1 protein-coding gene is annotated in these 1,139 nt (G+C 70.8%); it reads right to left on the bottom strand.

Translation table 11 applies throughout. The features are described from left to right. On the bottom strand, window positions 1-1,110 hold a 1,110-nt coding region (locus ACWELQ_RS46090), incomplete at its 3' end, for a CDGSH iron-sulfur domain-containing protein (RefSeq protein ID WP_452403258.1). Between the last annotated feature and the right edge of the window lie 29 nt (window positions 1,111-1,139).

Here is a 1,139-nt window from a genome sequence, read left to right as displayed (position 1 = left end):
ATCCTTCTCCCGGAACAGGGGTTTGATGTGCGCCGCGAAGCCCACGGCCTCCTCGGGTCCCGGCAGATCCGGTTGCGAGGGTTCGGCGGCCGGTTGCGCGGTCGCGGCGGGCGGACCGAGTGGTCCCCAATCCCATTCCGGCGCGGCGCCTTCGGCGGTCGCGGCCCATTCCACGAAAGCGGCCAAGGCGGAGCGGAATTCGGGTTCCTGCGGCAGCCCGCTCTCGCGTGCCGCCCGCAGGCACAGCTGTGCCCAGCGCTCCTGCTGCTCGGCGGTGAGGGCGGGGCGTTGCGGGGATTCCGTGTCCAGACCGGGTGCGCCGAAGGCCACCGCCATCCACTCGGCTTCGCACCCTGCGCGATCGGCGTCGACGTCACCGAAAACCGCAGCCAGCATGGGATCGTCGGGAATCAGCTTGTCGTAGAGCAGCGCGGTCATCCGGCGCAGCGCGGGATAGCCGCCCGCCCACTCGAACAGCGTCGGCACCTGCCCGGGCGCGAGGACCGGGTGCTGGAAGCCGACATACCAGTGCATTCCACTGCAGAACGGCTTGTTGCGGGATTGTCCGCAGCGGCACAGCGCGTAATGCTCGGTGGACGCGCCCTGGGCGCGTTCGAGGCCGCCGCCGTCGGGTCCGGTGAGCGCGATCGAACCGCGAATGCGATACGGCCCGTCCTTGGTCACCTCGATTTCCGGGGCGCGGGCGCCACCCCAGTCGGTCAGCTCGCGCGCCTCGATGCCGTCGAAGGCCATGCCCAGCGCCCCGGAGGGGCAGGCGCGCACGGCGCGCACGATCTCGTCCATGCGGCCGCCGTTGGGTGCGACGAAAGGCTCGGTGCCGGTGCGGAATACGGTGGACAGCCGGTCGGTGCAGAGCCCGGAGTGCTGGCAGATCCCGCGATTGTCGAAGACCGTGACTTGTTCGCCCTCGTAGGCGTCGCGCCGATCCGCCACTCGCGCCGGGTCTTTGGCGTCATTGAACCCGATGCGCGCGTGGCTGCCGTCGCAGAGCGGCTTCGACGCCGAGGCACCGCATCGGCACAGCGCGACCGTGGGTCCGGCCTCCAGCGGCAGCCCGAGGTGGTCGACGATCGCCGCGTTCGTCACCAGGTACGGTCCGTTCTTCGCGGGACGGATCG

This window comes from Nocardia sp. NPDC004722 (genome assembly GCF_053601505.1).
The sequence above is the reverse complement of the archived record's forward strand: the minus strand, read 5'-3'. Positions and strand labels throughout refer to the sequence as shown.